12 protein-coding genes are annotated in these 16,267 nt (G+C 55.7%); 8 read left to right on the top strand and 4 right to left on the bottom strand.

The features are described 5' to 3' along the window. Positions 1-10: 10 nt before the first annotated feature. From PGR10_RS02630 to PGR10_RS02645, 4 genes are all read left to right on the top strand, one after another. Complete coding sequence (locus PGR10_RS02630; RefSeq protein WP_430922867.1) at positions 11-1,030, top strand: Zn-dependent oxidoreductase; 1,020 nt, start codon at positions 11-13, stop codon at positions 1,028-1,030. Positions 1,031-1,072: 42 nt separating this feature from the next. Further along, positions 1,073-2,455, top strand: coding sequence for an MFS transporter (locus tag PGR10_RS02635; protein WP_087860678.1), 1,383 nt, complete (start codon positions 1,073-1,075; stop codon positions 2,453-2,455). A gap of 208 nt (positions 2,456-2,663) precedes the next feature. Then, entirely contained in the window at positions 2,664-4,127 is a 1,464-nt protein-coding gene (locus PGR10_RS02640; protein WP_430922868.1) for a mannitol dehydrogenase family protein, read from the top strand. A gap of 247 nt (positions 4,128-4,374) precedes the next feature. Further along, positions 4,375-4,806 carry a universal stress protein gene (locus PGR10_RS02645; RefSeq protein WP_430922869.1) on the top strand — a complete coding sequence of 144 codons (432 nt, stop codon included), beginning with the start codon at positions 4,375-4,377 and terminating at the stop codon, positions 4,804-4,806. A 45-nt stretch (positions 4,807-4,851) separates the two neighbouring features. Here the strand turns inward: PGR10_RS02645 and PGR10_RS02650 are convergent, their stop codons facing one another. Both PGR10_RS02650 and ydfG read right to left on the bottom strand, forming a co-directional pair. Then, positions 4,852-5,538, bottom strand: a complete 687-nt coding sequence (locus tag PGR10_RS02650) for a GntR family transcriptional regulator (protein WP_087860681.1) — start codon at positions 5,536-5,538, stop codon at positions 4,852-4,854. Positions 5,539-5,631: 93 nt separating this feature from the next. Beyond that, on the bottom strand, positions 5,632-6,381 hold the full coding sequence (ydfG, locus tag PGR10_RS02655) for a bifunctional NADP-dependent 3-hydroxy acid dehydrogenase/3-hydroxypropionate dehydrogenase YdfG (protein WP_213794103.1): 750 nt from the start codon (positions 6,379-6,381) through the stop codon (positions 5,632-5,634). A gap of 172 nt (positions 6,382-6,553) precedes the next feature. On the opposite strand from ydfG, the gene dcp reads away from it, so the two are divergent. The 3 genes from dcp to PGR10_RS02670 all read left to right on the top strand — a co-directional run bounded on the left by dcp (position 6,554) and on the right by PGR10_RS02670 (position 10,350). Then, positions 6,554-8,593, top strand: a complete 2,040-nt coding sequence (dcp, locus tag PGR10_RS02660; protein WP_430922870.1) for a peptidyl-dipeptidase Dcp — start codon at positions 6,554-6,556, stop codon at positions 8,591-8,593. A 356-nt stretch (positions 8,594-8,949) separates the two neighbouring features. Continuing rightward, positions 8,950-9,210, top strand: a complete 261-nt coding sequence (locus PGR10_RS02665; protein WP_015705301.1) for a hypothetical protein — start codon at positions 8,950-8,952, stop codon at positions 9,208-9,210. Positions 9,211-9,234: 24 nt separating this feature from the next. Next, complete coding sequence (locus PGR10_RS02670) at positions 9,235-10,350, top strand: AAA family ATPase (RefSeq protein WP_087860684.1); 1,116 nt, start codon at positions 9,235-9,237, stop codon at positions 10,348-10,350. A 4-nt stretch (positions 10,351-10,354) separates the two neighbouring features. Here the strand turns inward: PGR10_RS02670 and PGR10_RS02675 are convergent, their stop codons facing one another. Together PGR10_RS02675 and PGR10_RS02680 are read right to left on the bottom strand one after the other, a co-directional pair. After that, positions 10,355-11,620 carry an MFS transporter gene (locus tag PGR10_RS02675; RefSeq protein WP_430922871.1) on the bottom strand — a complete coding sequence of 422 codons (1,266 nt, stop codon included), beginning with the start codon at positions 11,618-11,620 and terminating at the stop codon, positions 10,355-10,357. Positions 11,621-11,661: 41 nt separating this feature from the next. Next, positions 11,662-14,769, bottom strand: coding sequence for a beta-galactosidase (locus PGR10_RS02680; protein WP_430922872.1), 3,108 nt, complete (start codon positions 14,767-14,769; stop codon positions 11,662-11,664). 207 nt (positions 14,770-14,976) lie between these two features. Between PGR10_RS02680 and PGR10_RS02685 the strand changes: the two genes are divergently transcribed. Further along, a complete protein-coding gene (locus PGR10_RS02685) occupies positions 14,977-16,041 on the top strand; it encodes a LacI family DNA-binding transcriptional regulator (RefSeq protein ID WP_087860687.1) in 1,065 nt (354 codons plus the stop codon). Positions 16,042-16,267 lie beyond the last annotated feature (226 nt).

The following is a 16,267-nucleotide window of genomic DNA, read 5'->3' on the forward strand; positions in this document are numbered from 1 at the left end:
GGAGAGAAAAATGAAAAGCATTGTTATCCAACAGCCAAACGCGCTGGCGATTGAAGAACGGCCGCTGCCGCAGCCTGGAAATGGAGAAGTGCGGGTAAAGGTGAAACTGGCGGGAATTTGCGGCTCAGATAGCCACATCTATCGTGGACATAACCCGTTCGCCAAATATCCGCGGGTCATCGGCCACGAGTTTTTCGGCGTGATTGATGCCGTGGGCGAGGGCGTGACGGATAAAATCGTAGGCCAGCGGGTGACGGTTGATCCGGTTATCAGCTGCGGCCACTGTTATCCCTGCTCGGTTGGTAAGCCCAACGTCTGCGCTTCGCTGGTGGTGCTGGGCGTCCATCGCGATGGCGGGTTTAGCGAATACGCGGTGGTACCGGCCAAAAACGCCTGGCCGGTACCGGAGAATGTGAGCGACCATCACGCGGTAATGGTGGAGCCCTTTACCATTGCGGCGAATGTCACCGGCCAGGCTAAACCACGCGAACAGGATATCGCGCTGGTCTACGGCGCCGGGCCAATGGGGCTGACCACCATTCAGGTGCTCAAGCGCGTCTATAACGTGCAGCAGGTGATCGTCGCCGATCGGATCCCCGAGCGGCTGCAGATGGCGCAGCAAAACGGCGCTGACTGGACCATCAATAATCAGGAACAGCCGCTGGCGCAGGCGCTGGAAGCGCAGGGGATCCGGCCGACGCTGATTATCGACGCCGCCTGCCATCCGGCGATTTTTGCAGAGGCTATCGCACTGGCTTCGCCAGCGGGCAGGATCGTACTGATGGGTTTTTCTACCGAACCTTCAATGGTGGCTCAGCAGGGGATCACCGGCAAAGAGCTCACTATTTATTCATCCAGACTTAATGCCAATAAATTCCCGCTGGTTCTCGAATGGTTGGCAAACGGATTAATTAATCCTGATCGGCTAATCACCCATCAGTTTGCTTTCGAGCATGTTGTCGATGCCATGACGTTATTTGAAGAAGACCGCAAGCATTGTTGTAAGGTGTTATTAACCTTCAACGCATAAATATAAATAACCTCGCTGTATCCTACTTTAGAGATTATTATTATGACGACAGCTAAAAATGAGAGAAGTACCACGGATCTTATCCGCGCCGCGGTATCCGGTTGGCTTGGCACGGCACTGGAATTTATGGATTTCCAGCTTTATTCTTTAGGCGCCGCGCTGGTCTTTCATGAGATATTTTTCCCGGAACAGTCGGCGGCCATGGCGCTGATATTAGCGATGGGAACCTATGGCGCAGGATATATTGCGCGGATCGTCGGCGCTTTTATATTCGGTAAAATGGGGGACCGCATCGGGCGTAAAAAAGTTCTGTTTATTACCATCACCATGATGGGAATTTGTACCACGTTAATCGGCGTTTTACCTACCTATGCGCAGATTGGCATTTTTGCTCCAGTGTTACTGGTGACCCTGCGTATTATTCAGGGGCTGGGGGCGGGTGCTGAAATTTCCGGCGCCGGCACCATGCTGGCGGAGTATGCGCCAAAGGGCAAACGCGGCATCATCTCTTCTCTGGTGGCGATGGGCACCAACTGCGGGACGCTGAGCGCCACGGCCATCTGGGCGATAATGTTCTTCCTGCTCGATCGCGAACAGCTCATCGCCTGGGGCTGGCGTATTCCGTTCCTCGCAAGCGTCGTGGTAATGATCTTTGCCATCTGGTTGCGTTTGAATCTGAAAGAGAGCCCGGTATTTGAACAGGTCAATGAAGCCGATGAAATTCAGGCTAAAGCCGCCGCCGCGCAAAATACGTTCGGCGCGATGTTAAAAAGCAAATCATTCTGGTTGGCGACCGGGTTACGCTTTGGACAGGCCGGTAATTCCGGTTTGTTGCAAACATTCCTCGCTGGATATCTGGTACAGACTCTATTATTTGATAAGGCTATTCCGACCGATGCCTTAATGATTAGCTCAGTGATTGGTTTTATTACTATCCCGCTGTTAGGCTGGCTATCGGATAAAGTTGGGCGCCGTCTGCCTTATATTATCGTGAATATTTCCGCCATTATTCTGGCCTGGCCGATGCTGGCTATTATTGTCGATAAAAGTTACAGCGCCAGCACGATTATGCTATCGCTGATTGTCATTCATAACGTGGCGGTGCTGGGCTTGTTCGCGCTGGAAAATATCACTATGGCGGAAATGTTCGGCTCGCGTAATCGCTTCACCAGAATGGCTATCTCAAAAGAGGCCGGCGGTCTGGTGGCGGTGGGATTCGGGCCGGTACTGGCCGGTATCTTCTGTAACGTAACCGGTTCGTGGTGGCCGATTGTCGCGATGCTGATTTGCTATTCAGCTATCGGTCTTATCTCGTCATTACTGATGCCGGAAGTGTGCGACCGTGACCTGAGTCTGGACCATGATGCGGCAGACGCTGGTACACGTCAGGCGCTAAGCGCGAACCGCCAATACGCGAAATCATAATCATATCGTTAACCCTTGATAGCCGGGTTTACTCCCGGCTTCATTCCCGCCATTGCGCGCAGGATCACGAAACGCGACAGCGCTGAATCTTCTTGTATGGTAGTTGATGGAAATCAAAGATGTCATACCAATTGCGTGCGATGGTTTACCTCACCAAAACATTCTGTTTGAGAATGATTTATCAGTCATCATAAAAATGAGAGACACCATGGAAAACACGCTTTTAAACGCTAGGGCAACGCTTCCTTCTTACGATCGCAGCAAGCTGGTTTCTCGCATCGTTCATCTCGGTTTTGGGGCTTTCCACCGCGCCCATCAGGCGGTTTACGCTGATATCCTTGCCGCCGAACACGGCAGCGACTGGGGCTATACCGAAGTGAACCTCATTGGCGGTGAGCAGCAGGTTGCCGATTTGCAACAGCAGGACCTGCTCTATACGGTGGCTGAAATGTCCGCCGATGCCTGGACCGCGCGCGTCGTCGGCGTGGTGAAGCAGGCGATGCATGCGCAGGTCGACGGCCTGGAAAGCGTGTTGGCAAAAATGTGCGAACCGCAGGTGGCGATTGTCTCGCTGACCATCACCGAAAAAGGCTACTGCCACTCTCCGGCCACCGGCCAGCTGCAGCTCGATAACCCACTGATTGCCGCCGATCTGCAAACTCCACACCAGCCGAAATCGGCTCCGGGCGTGGTGGTAGAAGCGCTGGCGCGCCGCCGCGCCGCCGGTCTGCCGCCTTTCAGCGTCATGTCCTGCGATAACATGCCGGAAAACGGCCACGTAATGCGCAACGTAGTTTGTGCGTATGCCCGCGCCGTTGATGACGAACTGGCGCAGTGGATTGAGCAGAACGTGACGTTCCCTTCCACAATGGTCGACCGGATCGTTCCGGCAGTGACCGCTGATACGCTGGATAAAATTGAACAACTCACCGGGGTGCGCGACCCGGCCGGCGTGGCCTGTGAACCGTTCCGCCAGTGGGTTATCGAAGATAATTTCGTGGCTGGTCGTCCGCAGTGGGAGAAAGCCGGGGCGGAGCTGGTCACTGACGTCGTGCCGTTTGAAGAGATGAAGCTGCGAATGCTCAACGGCAGCCATTCGTTCCTCGCTTATCTGGGCTATCTCGCCGGTTATCAGCATATCAATGATTGCATGCAGGATGATAACTACCGCCGCGCCGCGCAGGCGTTAATGTTGCAAGAGCAAGCGCCGACGCTGAGTGTACAGGGCGTGGATCTGGCGCGTTATGCTGGTTTGCTCATTGAGCGTTATAGTAATCCGGCGCTTAAGCATCGCACCTGGCAGATTGCGATGGACGGAAGCCAGAAGCTCCCGCAGCGTATGTTGGACTCCGTTCGCTGGCACCTGGCGCATCACAGTGATTTCAGCCTGCTGGCGCTGGGTATTGCCGGCTGGATGCGCTACGTGAGCGGCGTCGATGATCAGGGGCAGGCAATTGAAATCAGCGATCCGCTGCTGCCGGTAATTCAACAGGCGGTGCAGGGCAGTAAAGAGGGTAGCGAGCGCGTGCAGGCGCTGCTGGGTATTAAGGCCATTTTCGGCGATAGCCTGCCGCAGGAACCGCGTTTTGTCGATGCGGTGACGGCGGCGTATCTCTCTTTACAGATTCACGGCGCGAAGGCGACCGTTGCCGAATGGGCTAAAGGCCAGTAAAAACGTCCGACGATGAATAGCCCGGCAACGTATTGCGTGCTGGGCTATTTTTGTATTAGCAATACGAATATCTTGTGATATTCCCCGCCTGTACATAACTCTAAATATCTATAATTAATTATATATTGTTGAAGTTTATTTTTATTACTGAAGTATTTATTTGGGTGATTGATCGTATTCCCATACGTTTAAATATGGCAGAATAAAATCACCCCAACGGTTTCTTCAGGACTAAGGAGCTCAGGCTATGTACAAAAAAATACTGTTGCCGGTCGATGTTTTTGAAATGGATTTAAGCGATAAGGCCGTTCGTCACGCGGATTTTTTAGCATCTGCCGAAGAGGGTGAAATCACGTTGCTGAACGTGCTGCCTAACAGCACCAGTTCTTTGCTGCGCGGCTTTACGGCGGATATTCGTAAATTTGAAGCCTATATGAAAGAGGAGTCGGAAAAGAAAATGCGCGATCTCTCGCGGTTGTTTTCTACCCCGGCGACGCGGATCCATACCCGCATTGTTTTTGGCAATGTGCGCGATGAAATATTAGCGCTGAGCGAAAAAGAGAATTTTGACGTTATCGTTATTGGCTCTCGCAAACCGGGTATTTCAACCCATCTTCTTGGTTCAAACGCTGAATCCGTTTTACGCTATGCCAAAGTTCCGGTGTTAGTGGTGCGGTAATCTATTTTACGGCAGCTGACGCAACGTTGGCTGCCGTTTATCCCATTATTCTTCGCTGAACCACTCGCTATTTTCCTGACGAATCAACAAAACCGACTCGCTAATTTCATGTAGATGGATATTCATCGCCTGTTCGACGGCATCAAGATCGCGTTTTTCCAGCGCTTTAAAGATATCGAGATGTTGACGCAGCAGCATATCCGGCGGGGTCACGTGATCGAGACTCATATAACGCACCCGGTCGATGGTTGCTTTGATATTTTCAATGGTGTCCCACGCCAGCTGGCAGTCGGCGATAAGAGACAATTTCTGGTGAAATTCGTCATCGAGCTGGAAAAAATCATTGAGCTGCTGACGCTCTACCGCCACACGCTGCTGGTTGAGGTTTTGCTCCAGCTGATAGAGCTGTTCATCGTTTATCATCGATCCCGCGCGGCGCACTACCGCGCACTCAATGGCCTGGCGCACGAAACAGCCGTTACGCACCTGGGTCATCGAGATTTTATTCACATAGCTGCCGCGCTGTGGGCGGATCTGAATCAGCCCGTTTTCCGCCAATTTGATAAAGGCTTCGCGTACCGGCTGGCGAGAGACATCAAATCGCACCGACACCTCTTTCTCCGACAGCGGGGTTCCCGGCGGGATCAGGCAATGGACAATATCCCGGCGAAGGATGCGATAGATTTGCTGATTGACGGGCTGGGTCGGATTCAGTTGCGTTTCTGCGGCCATTGATGATTACTTTTTAATGGGTTATGAGCATTATTTTACTCGTTTTTTGCCGTTCCGCCCAGACCTGGCCCGCAGGCCAGGCCGCAGAGGACGTTAGCCCTCACGATGGACGCTGAGACCGGCAAAGCTCTGGCTGACCGGCATCATTTCCAGCGTGTTAATGTTGACGTGTTTCGGCAGATTCGCGACCCACCACACCGCTTCGGTGACATCTTCCGGCGTCAGCGCCTGGGTGTTCTCATAAGTTTTACCGGCTTTCGCATCGTCGCCTTTAAAACGCACGTTGGAGAACTCGGTGCCGCCTACCAGGCCCGGCTCGACATCGGTGACGCGAATCGCGGTACCGTGCAAATCGGTGCGCAGATTCAGACTGAACTGGCGCACGAACGCTTTGGTCGCGCCGTAGACGTTACCGCCAGCGTAGGGCCAACTGCCGGCGGTCGAACCGATATTAATAATATGGCCGCGATTACGCTCAACCATCCCCGGCAGCACCGCGCGGGTCATGTACACCAGGCCTTTATTATTGGTATCGATCATGTCTTCCCAATCTTCAACGCTGGCGCGATGGGCGGGTTCCAGACCTAACGCCAGGCCGGCGTTATTCACCAGAACATCGATAGCCTGCCACTGTGCAGGCAACCCGGCGATCATCTCTTCGATGGCGGCGCGATTACGCACGTCGAGTTGCGCGGTATACAGGTTATCGCCAAGCTCCTCTTTGAGCGACTTCAGGCGCTCTTCACGACGCCCGGTGGCGATAACTTTGTGGCCATTAGCGATAAAACGACGAGTAATACTTTCGCCAAATCCAGCAGTTGCACCAGTCACCAGAATAATCATCTTACTGTTCCTCAACGCTTTTTGTGTTGTCATAACATAGCACGCGATAACGCCGCGCGGTAAAGGAAAATCGTATCGTCATCTGTTGGTATAACGCGCTGGCTGGATAAATCATTGCGGCCAATCAATGAGTTGCCTAATCTTAGTGGATACCCGCGTTCAGGAGAGAATGATGTCGGACAATAACCCCTTTTTACACGTCAGCCTGCTGCCGTACCAGGCGCCGCATTTTGATTTGATTGAAGATAGTCATTATCGCCCGGCTTTTGATGAGGGCGTACGGCGCCAGCGCGAGGAGATTGCGGCGATAATCAATAACCCGGCGCCGGCGGATTTTGACAATACCATGGTCGCGCTGGAGCAGAGCGGTCAGTTGCTGGGGCGGGTGACCCGAGTCTTTTTCGCGATGGCCGGGGCGAATACCAATCCGCTGATACAGCAACTGGACGAACAGTTTTCCGCCGAGCTCGCCGAGCTTGGCAACGATATCTGGCTCAACGAGGCGCTATACCAGCGTGTTAAACAGGTCTGGCAGCAGCGCGACGCCCTGAGTCTGGATCCGGAGTCGCGTCGTCTGCTCGAGGTGAGCTGGCAGCGTTTTCAGCTGGCGGGAGCCGCGTTGGCGCAAGAGCAGAAAACTGCGCTAAAAGCGTTGAATACCGAGGAAGCGTCACTGCAAAGTCAGTTCCAGCAGCGTCTGCTGGCGGCGGTGAAGTCCGGCGGTCTGGTCGTTGATTATCAACACCAGCTTGACGGACTGGCCGCGGATGAGATTGCCGCCGCCGCCGATGCCGCGCGCGACAAAGGCCTGCACGACCGTTGGCTGCTGGCGCTGACCAATACCACCCAGCAACCGGCGCTGCAGGCACTTGCCGATCGCCAGACCCGGCGCAATTTGTTCGCCGCGGGCTGGACGCGTAACCAGAAGGGCGATGCCAACGACACTCGTGAACTGGTTTTGCGGCTGGCGGAAATCCGCGCGCGTAAGGCTGAATTGCTGGGCGTCGCCGATTACGCGAGCTGGTCGATGGCCGACCAGATGGCGAAAACGCCGTCTGAGGCGCTTGCCTTTATGCGCCGCATCGCGCCTGCGGCCCGCCGCCGCGCCGAACAGGAGCTTGCCGACATCCAGCGGGTTATTGATGAAGAGGGCGGCGATTTTCAGGCTACGGCCTGGGACTGGTTATATTACGGCGAGCAGGTGCGGCGCGCTAAATTCGCCATCGATGAAGCGCAGCTAAAACCCTATTTCGCTCTGGACCGGGTGCTGGAAGATGGCGTTTTCTGGACCGCCTCCCAGCTGTTTGGCATCCGTTTTGTCGAACGTTTTGATATTCCGCTTTACCATCCCGATGTGCGGGTATGGGAAATCTTTGATGCCAACGGCGAAGGCATGGCGCTGTTTTACGGCGATTATTTCTCGCGTGACAGCAAAAGCGGCGGGGCCTGGATGGACGTGTTCGTCGAGCAATCGACGCTGCGTGCCCAGCGTCCGGTAATTTACAACGTTTGCAACTACCAGAAACCAAAAGCCGGCGGCTGCGCGCTGCTATCGTGGGATGACGTCATCACGCTGTTCCACGAATTTGGCCATGCGCTGCACGGCCTGTTCGCTAACCAGCGCTATGCGAGCCTTTCAGGCACCAACACGCCGCGCGATTTCGTCGAGTTTCCGTCGCAGATTTATGAACATTGGGCCCGCGAGCCGCAGGTCTTCGCCCATTATGCGAAGCACTACCAGACCGGCGACGCTATGCCGGACGATCTGCGCGACAGCATGTTCCGCGCCTCAACGTTCAATAAGGGTTATGACATGAGCGAACTGCTGGCGGCGGCGCTGCTGGACATGCGCTGGCACAGCGTCACCACGCAGGCGCTGCCGCAGGATGTCGATGCTTTTGAACAGCAATCGCTGCGCGAGGAGCAGATGGATCTGGCGGCGGTTCCACCGCGCTATCGCAGCAGCTATTTCTCACATATTTTCGGCGGCGGTTATGCGGCGGGCTACTATGCCTATCTGTGGACGCAAATGCTCGCCGACGACGGTTATCAGTGGTTTGTCGAGCAGGGGGGATTAACCCGGGAAAACGGTCAACGTTTCCGCGAGGCGATCTTATCGCGCGGTAACAGCAGCGATCTCGACGCGCTGTATCGCGACTGGCGCGGGCACGATCCGCTGATCGAGCCGATGTTGAAAAATCGCGGCTTGTAGATACTGTGCGACCCGTCGCCGCCAGGGTTTTTCCCCGGAGGCGACGCTTTGCGCCTTGTACGGGCTATCAAAACGCACGGCATGCCACTGTAACCAATGTACATTTTGCGACCATTCTCAATGCCCGGCGCAACAAATAAGAGTTGTTAAGATTCACAATTCCACTTTTTTCCTTCATCATTTGTCGGCCTTTACTACTAATAATGCGTGCTTACAAAGTGCAATTTGTTTTTTTTTATATTCCAGGCCGCTATGAACTATAAAAAAGTACTTACGACGATGTTTTTTCCTGCGACGCTTGGGCGTGGCCTGGGACTTGTTCAATGACATTTTTGACCCCACTCGGGAGGAACACAGTGCACCCGTTAATTAAGGTCATGCTGGTAGGCGGCAAAGCAGATGGTCTGCTGGTCAGCGTCGCCGACACCGCGACGGAAGTTTCCGTCACCCCTGCGCAGTACGGCGCGCCATCCGGGCTGCCGCTGAACTACCGGGTGGTGTCGCAGGTTATTGATAATGAACGCCTGTTTTTCGGCGTGTTTAGTGATACACACCTGGATGCCGATAAGCTCGCCAGAGTCGCCTTAACGCGTGGCATGAAAAAATCGCTCAGTTGAGCGTCGGCGCGCCTGAGGAATGGCATGATTAACCGTATTCGTATTAACAACTTCCGTTCAGTCAGAGAGATTGAACTGGAACTGGGGCCGCTGAACATTGTGTTCGGCCCTAACGGTTGCGGAAAATCGAATATCTACAAAGCGATCCATCTGTTAACCGCCTCGGCTGACGGCCAGTTTTCCAGCTATGTCAGCGAGGAGGGCGGACTGGAGAATATCATGTGGTCGGGAAAGCAGGCGCCAACCGATCGCCATCCGCGGCGTCTGCAAATCGCCTGCCTGACCGATGAATTTGAATATGAATTGCAGGTCGGATTTCCGGAAAAACTGCCGTATCCGACGCAATTCATGCTCGATCCGATCGTTAAAGAAGAGAATATCTGGCTGTCGGGCTTTAACCGCCGGCCGTCGTCGCGTGTACTGCAGCGGAAAAACCAGGCGGCGTTCCTGGTCGACGTCAACGGTGAAAAAAGTACCTTCACCGATACTATTTACGAAAACGAGTCTATTTTCGGCCAGCTAGGCGAGCCGCATCGTTTCCCGGAAGTGTCGCGCGTGCGGGAGACCATGCGCCGCTGGCGTTTTTACCATGAGTTTGCCATCGGCAGGCTTTCACCGCTACGCCAGCCGACGGTCGGCTATCGTTCACCGGTGCTCGATAGCGATGGCGGCAATCTGGCGGCGGCCTTTCAGACTATCGTCGAAATCGGCGCTGAGGAGTTGCTGCATGAAATCCTCGGCGAAGCGTTTCCCGACTGTACCTTTTTCTGCGAGAACGAAAACTCGCGTTTCGTGATGAAGATGCGCCGGGAGGGGATTTATCGGCCTCTGCTGGCGGCGGAGATGTCTGACGGCACCCTGCGTTTTTTGTGCCTGGCGGTAGCTTTGCTCAGCCCACGGCCGCCGGCGTTTCTCGCCATTAATGAGCCGGAAAACAGCCTGCATCGCCAGATGTTCCCGGCGCTGGCGCGACTGATTGTCGAGGCATCACGCTATAGCCAGATCTGGCTCACCAGCCATTCGGCTGAGCTGGCGCAATTGATCTCGGCGCGAGCGGAGTGCCGCCTCTACGAACTGGAAAACAACGGTGGGCAAACGCAAATTAAAGCGGCGTTGCCGTCATCCCTGACGGAACGTTAATCTCTCAGGCCGCGTTGTTATACTCTGCCGCGGGTAGCAGCGTCTTACCGCCTTTTAAGGTAAACAGCGATATCAGGGTAAAGCTCAGGGTGATTGAGCCGAGGATAAGGTAGGCCTGGTGAAAACCCACGGTGTCGTACATCCTCCCGACCCAGGCCGAAAGCACTACGCCGGAAAGCTGTTTCGACAGGTTAAAGCCGATTAAAAATAGGGTGGCGGAAAGCTTAGGGTTAAATGCGGAAGATATATATTTGAAGGTCCCGACCAGCAGGAACGGTAATTCAAACATGTGCAGCATTTTTAAAATGACCACTTCCACCGCCGAAGTCGCAAATGAAGATCCGAGAATGCGCATCGACATAATTATGCCGGCCGTCAGCAGGGCGTTTTTCGCACCGATACGGTTAATAATTGCCGGGGCGCAGAACATAATCATCGCGTTGAGTAATTCACCGCCGGTGGTGACAAAGCCGAAGACCTCGGTCCCGCGCTGCGGTGTGGCGAAAAAGCCTTTAAAAAAGTTTGCGAACTGCTGGTCGAAAACGTCATACACGCTGGCGACGCCCACCACATAAATAATAAATCCCCAGAAGCGCGGCATTCGCAGCAGTTCGGCCGCCGTACGTAGAGAAAAGGCCTGGCGGTTGGCGCCGATGGCGTCAATAACCTGCGCGCTGCTGCTGGCTTCCGGACGCGATAGCCATAACAACACGCCAAGCACCAGCGCAAAACCGGAGGCTATCCAGAAGGTAATATTCGGGTCGATGCCGAATAAGATACCGGTAATTGACGCGCAAAGCGCCCAGCCGACGCAGCCCGAGACGCGCACTTTGCCATATTCAAAACGGTTGGCGCGGCTGACGCGTTCAATATAGGCCTCGACAGCGCCAGAACCGCTGGAAAATACCACGCCTAAATAAACGCCCCCCACCAGAGCGCCGGCGATAATGTTTATTTGCAGCAGCGGCGAGAAGATAAAAATAAAGAACGGGGCGAATAAAATAAGCAGTACGGTAATGGTCCACAGCAGATGTTTACGCAGCCCGAGCTTATCGGAAATCAGGCCAAACACCGGTTGGAAAATTATCGCGAACAGCGAAATGGAGGAGAAAACAATCCCTGTTTCGGTTTTCGTTAAATGGTTTACTTCCGCCAGCCACACCGGAAAAAAGGGAAAGTAAGCCGACATAATGAAATAGTAAAAGAAAAAGAACAGCATGAAATAGATAAAATTGTGCCGTTCGCGGGGCGTGAGTTCAGAGAGTTTCATATCTTATTATACCTGTGCGGTGGGGGCCGAAGCCCCCGTTATTATTGACAATGAAGCGTAACCTGATAGCGCCATTGGGCCTCGAGCAGCAGCCACTGTGGCAGAACGCTTGGTGTCCAGGAATCATCGCCGCCCACGCCCATATGCTGGCCGTCGAGCGTGATCCAGACGCCTTTTTCCGGCGCCATGCGATGCCAGTGATCGGTCGTCATCAGCTGTTCCGTACTGTACGGCTGCACCGAAAAGTGGAACTGGCCTGCGACGTGCCAGCGTCCCCAGTCCAGCGCTTTGCAATCGCAGCGCAGACCGTTTTCGCTGGGGAAGATATAGGGCGTGCTCATCTCGCGCAGCGGCTGTTGCCAGCGTGAAAAACAGGCGCTACTTTTGCGATCCGGATAGTTTTCGTGCGGCCCTAATCCCAACCAGCTGACCTCAGCGTGCTGATCGGCGACCTGGAAGCGCAGCCCGACGCGCGCCAGCGGCGGTAACGTTGCGGCTCGTTCGCCATCAACGGTGAGCTGGAGCTTGCCGTCGGCGGTGAAGGTCATGCGCCAGTGGCTGGCAATGACCGTCTCTTCGCCGTGCAGATAGTGCCAGTAGCTATCAACTATCACCTCCCGCGGTAGCTGTTGCGCCTCGCATTTCACACAGCGGGTCGTCAACTGGTACAGACCGGCGTTCTTCCAGCGCTCGACCCAGGCGTTCGGATCGATACGTTCGACTTCGCTGACGCCAATATCATTGTCCAGCGGCGCACGGACAAACTGATCCTCCAGCGGCGTCAGCAGTTGCTGTTCTCCCGCGCAATACCATTCGCTTAAACGTCCGCTTTGGCGATCGATAACCCAGCGCTGGGATCCGACGCTGACCTGATAGAGCGTGGGCTCAATCGTCAGGACGGGCGCCGGGCCTTCGGCGGAGGTCTCTGATAGCGCCAGCGGCGCGGCAAGCGTTAGCTGCTGCCAGGCGACGCGATGACCGGGCTCAGACCATGACGTCGCCTGTGGCTGGATCACTTCGAGCTGCAGCCAGACATCGCGGGCGCCGCGCGGCAGGGACAGGCTGTCGCTAAGGGTGAATTCCGCCCGTTCTTGCGGCGCCAGCGTCAGCGCTAAGTCGCCGCTGGCTATCGTTTCTCCGGCGCACTCTACGCGCCAGCGCAGCGTTTCGTTATCGGTGGCGCGGAACAGGTATTCGCTGGTGATAGCAATCCGCAGCGGATTTTGTTCGAGCAAGGCGAATTGGAAATACTGTTGCGCATGTTTGGCCTCGATAAGCGAAGGATGGGCGCGCCGGTCGGGGAATACCAGGCCATTCATGCAGAACTGCCGGTCGTTAGGCTTATCGCCGAAATCGCCGCCATAGGCCCAGCCGACGCTACCATCCGGGAATGTTTTCTCGATTGCCTGGTCGGCCCAATCCCAGATAAAACCGCCCTGCAGGCGTGGATAGTCGCGGAAGGCTTGCCAGTAATCGGCGAAATTGCCCAGGCTATTGCCCATCGCGTGGGCGTATTCGCAGAGGATCAACGGACGCTGTTCGCCAGGCATCCCGATCCACTTCTTGATCGACCATTTGGGCACCGCCGGGAAGGGCTGGTCGCGCTCTACGCGGGCGTACATCGGGCAGATAATATCGGTGGCGCTGCTGTCGGCGCCGCCGCCTTCATACTGTACCGGCCTCGAAGGATCGTTGTGCTTCAACCATTGGTACATGGCCTGATGGTTGTCGCCGCAGCCGGACTCATTACCCAGCGACCAGATAATGATCGAGGGATGGTTGCGGTTGCTCTGGACCATACGGGTGACGCGCGCGCTGTAAGCGGCAAGCCAGGTCGGATCGTCAGACAGCCGATTCATCGGCACCATGCCGTGAGTTTCGATATTGGCTTCGTCTACCACGTACAGGCCGTAGCGGTTGCATAGCTCGTACCAGCGCGGGGCGTTGGGGTAGTGCGAACAGCGCACGGCGTTGAAATTGTTCTGCTTCATCAGCAGAATGTCCTGCACCATATCCTCTTCGTTGACCACCTGGCCGCGCTGATGATGATGTTCGTGGCGGTTGACGCCGCGAATCAGCAGCGGCTTGCCATTGAGTAACAGTAGCCCGTCACGGATTTCGACCTGGCGAAAACCCATGTCCCAGGCTTCCGCTTCCAGCAACGTCTCGCCGCGCCATAGCGACACCACCGCGCGGTAGCAATGCGGCTGCTCGGCGCTCCACAGTCGCGGGCGCTCGACGTCGAGATTGACGATTGCCCGCTCGCCGTAGCTGCCGCGTTCATCAACAATCGGCGTACCCAGCGGCTGGCGCTGGCTGGCAATCCGTGTCTCGCCATCCCACAGCGCGACCTCCACTTCCAACGCCGCCAGCGCTTCAGGCGCGGCCTCGACGCTAAGTTTGACCTGCAATTGCGCGTCGCGATATAGAGCATCGAGCTGCGGGGTTAATTGCACATCGCTGAAGCGGGCCTGCGGTTTATGCAACAGCCAGACCGAACGGAAGATACCGCTCATGCGCCACATATCCTGATCTTCAAGCCAACTGCCCGCGCTCCAGCGCATCACCATCACGCACAGGCGGTTGGCGCCTGGCTGCAGATACGGGCTTAAATCAAAGGCGGCGGGCAGGCGGCTATCCTGGGAGTAGCCGACCCACTCGCCGTTGCACCACAGATGAAAGGCGGAGTTGACGCCATCAAAGATAATTTGCGTTTGCCCTTCGGCCCGCCACCCCTCATCGACGGTCAACTGTAACGAATAGCAGCCGGTAGGGTTGTCTTCGGGCACCCGCGGCGGCACGGTATCAATCGGATAGCGGACGTTGCTGTATATCGGCGCGTCATAGCCCTCCATTTGCCAGTTTGAAGGCACCGGCGTCGGGCGGCTGTCGGGCAGGTCATGCAGTAGCCAGCTGGCATCCACCTGAAATGGACTGCGGGCATAGGAAAATTGCCATTCGCCGTCCAGTTGACGACGTCGGTCAGAAGGGCGGTTGTCGCGCGCCGCATCGGCATCGCGCCAGCTGGCAAAAGAGGGATGAGCGGGCAGTCGGTTGAGGTGAGTGATAGTCTGGTTCTGCCAGTCCTGGCGGGCCAGAACTTCGTGAAAAGCGGGGCCGCGAGCGGCGCCTGAATCATATCGTTGCATACGCATACCTGACGGATAATGGCAATAAATGTTATTCGCTAAACAATCTCATCGGGTTATCGGGTATTTTTCACCGGCCCGCAATATTGGTGAAAATGAAACCCATTCACGATCACGAATCACGGCTGAAATAGCAGATTTCTGTCGTAAGGAAGACATAAAATGTTAGCGTAAGACATTAAGCCTTTTCACTGACAGGAGTATGCGATGCAGCGCCGTTCAGCCACTTTAGAAGATGTCGCCCGCGAGGCGGGCGTATCGCAGCAGACGGTTTCGCGGGTGGTGAATAACCCGCAGATTGTGGCGCAGCGCACCCGTGAAAAGGTGCTGCGTGCGATGCAGACGCTGCACTATGTGCCTAACCGTTCGGCACAGCTATTGGCGGGCAAAGCGGCGGCATCGATAGGGCTTATCACCGCGTCATTGACCTTACACGCGCCGTCGCAAATTGCCGCGGCGGTGAAACGGTATGCCGGTGAGCAGGGGCTGGAGGTCGCCATTGCCATGCCGGCGCAAAGTGATTATCCGGCGCTGCAGGCGCGGCTGGATGAGTTTCGCGCCCAGCATATTAGAGGCGCCATTATCAGCCTGCCGCTTGAGAGCAGCGTCGCCGAACGGCTGGCCGCGGAAAATACGGATATCGCCTGTCTGTTTCTCGATGTCTCGCCGGAGACGGATGTCTCCTGCGTGCGTTTCGATCATCGTGATGGCTGCGGCGCCTGCGTGCGCCACCTTTGGGAATTAGGACATCGCGAGTTCGGCCTGTTGGCCGGGCCGGAAAGCTCGGTGTCGGCGCGGATGCGCCTTGGCAGCTGGCGCGAGACGTTGCACCGGCTGGGGGTCAGTCAATCGATCACGGTATTCGGTGACTGGAGCGCCGCCAGCGGCTGGCAAAAAACCTTCGAGTTGCTGCATAAAAACCCGAAATTAAGCGCGATTGTGGTCGCCAACGATCAGATGGCGCTTGGGGTGTTAAGCGCGCTGGCGCAGCTTAATCGACGCGGCAGCCAGGCGATTTCGGTGACCGGTTATGACGATACGGCCGATAGCCTTTACTTTCAGCCGCCGCTTACCACTGTCGCCCAGGATTTTGATCTGTTAGGCCGCCGGGCGGTGGAATTACTGATGCAGCAGATGGCGGCGCCGACCGGCCGCCTGCGCGAACTGCTGCCGGCGCGGCTGGTGGTACGCCAGTCGACGTGGCCGCTCGGGACGCAGGATAGTACCGCGCCGCTGATCGCGGAACTTAAAGCGCTGGTGGAGAAGCTATGAGTACGTCTGCGGTTTAAGATTTATTGAACAAGGGCGTGCTAGCCTGCGAGTCAGACGTAGGAAGTCCCGACGCTTTTCTACGAAAACGCTAAATACAATCTACGATCTATCCATGCAAGCATTTATTCACCGCCAGTCACATGGCGGTTTTTTTTTGCCCATTCGCCCAGGCCTCGTCGCTTGTCGATTTTATTATCTTCTGCTGGTTGCCGGTAATTTGCGCTGA

The organism is Klebsiella sp. 141198 (assembly GCF_050600785.1).
Taxonomy (GTDB): Bacteria; Pseudomonadota; Gammaproteobacteria; order Enterobacterales; family Enterobacteriaceae; genus Klebsiella; species Klebsiella aerogenes.

Excerpts from the sequence above, each read along its gene's own strand:
- PGR10_RS02650 (WP_087860681.1), bottom strand. The coding sequence starts at position 5,538 with ATGGCCGCAGAAACGCAACTGAATCCGACCCAGCCCGTCAATCAGCAA.
- PGR10_RS02630 (WP_430922867.1), top strand. The coding sequence starts at position 11 with ATGAAAAGCATTGTTATCCAACAGCCAAACGCGCTGGCGATTGAAGAA.
- PGR10_RS02635 (WP_087860678.1), top strand. The coding sequence starts at position 1,073 with ATGACGACAGCTAAAAATGAGAGAAGTACCACGGATCTTATCCGCGCC.
- PGR10_RS02685 (WP_087860687.1), top strand. The coding sequence starts at position 14,977 with ATGCAGCGCCGTTCAGCCACTTTAGAAGATGTCGCCCGCGAGGCGGGC.
- PGR10_RS02670 (WP_087860684.1), top strand. The coding sequence starts at position 9,235 with ATGATTAACCGTATTCGTATTAACAACTTCCGTTCAGTCAGAGAGATT.
- PGR10_RS02645 (WP_430922869.1), top strand. The coding sequence starts at position 4,375 with ATGTACAAAAAAATACTGTTGCCGGTCGATGTTTTTGAAATGGATTTA.
- PGR10_RS02680 (WP_430922872.1), bottom strand. The coding sequence starts at position 14,769 with ATGCAACGATATGATTCAGGCGCCGCTCGCGGCCCCGCTTTTCACGAA.
- dcp (WP_430922870.1), top strand. The coding sequence starts at position 6,554 with ATGTCGGACAATAACCCCTTTTTACACGTCAGCCTGCTGCCGTACCAG.
- PGR10_RS02640 (WP_430922868.1), top strand. The coding sequence starts at position 2,664 with ATGGAAAACACGCTTTTAAACGCTAGGGCAACGCTTCCTTCTTACGAT.
- ydfG (WP_213794103.1), bottom strand. The coding sequence starts at position 6,381 with ATGATTATTCTGGTGACTGGTGCAACTGCTGGATTTGGCGAAAGTATT.
- PGR10_RS02675 (WP_430922871.1), bottom strand. The coding sequence starts at position 11,620 with ATGAAACTCTCTGAACTCACGCCCCGCGAACGGCACAATTTTATCTAT.